Below are 484 nucleotides of genomic sequence, written 5' to 3'. Positions count from 1 at the left end.
GGCCAGCCCAGTGTTGAGGGAAGTCTTGCTCAGGGCGTCGCGATAGATCACCCGCTCGATCCGCAACTGATGGTTCTGGCTGTCGCCGGTCTGCTTGAAGTTGAAACCGTTAGCCGCGATCTGTGAGCGGTACTCGCTCTGGCTGTAGGTGTAGCTGACGTTCCACCAGCCAAACGGCAGACTGTAAGAGAGCATGGCGTTTCGCGAGGTGTGCTGGTGATCGCTCATCGCGTCATGACCGCCGCGCAGCATCAACTGGTCAGCCAGGCCCAATGGACTGTCCCACTCGAAGCGGGTGCCCCACTGCTGCTCGCCGGTGCTGCGCTGGCCGTCGTTGCTGCGGGACAGCCCGGCGCGCCAGGGCTTCTGCGGAGTATTCTTGACCAGCACTTCACTGCCGCCGACGTTCTGGCCGGGGGTCAGTTCCATCTGCGCCTGGTTCGACGGCAGGCGATTGAGCTGGTCCACCATCTGCTCGATTTCC

At 62.6% G+C, this 484-nt stretch carries 1 protein-coding gene; it reads right to left on the bottom strand.

Annotated features, from left to right (window positions below):
* Positions 1-484: ShlB/FhaC/HecB family hemolysin secretion/activation protein (locus FGE05_RS29670; protein ID WP_139650440.1), on the bottom strand; the 484-nt coding region annotated here is incomplete at both ends.

Source organism: Pseudomonas sp. ICMP22404, from assembly GCF_006227205.1.
GTDB lineage: Bacteria > Pseudomonadota > Gammaproteobacteria > Pseudomonadales > Pseudomonadaceae > Aquipseudomonas.
The sequence above is the reverse complement of the archived record's forward strand: the minus strand, read 5'-3'. Positions and strand labels throughout refer to the sequence as shown.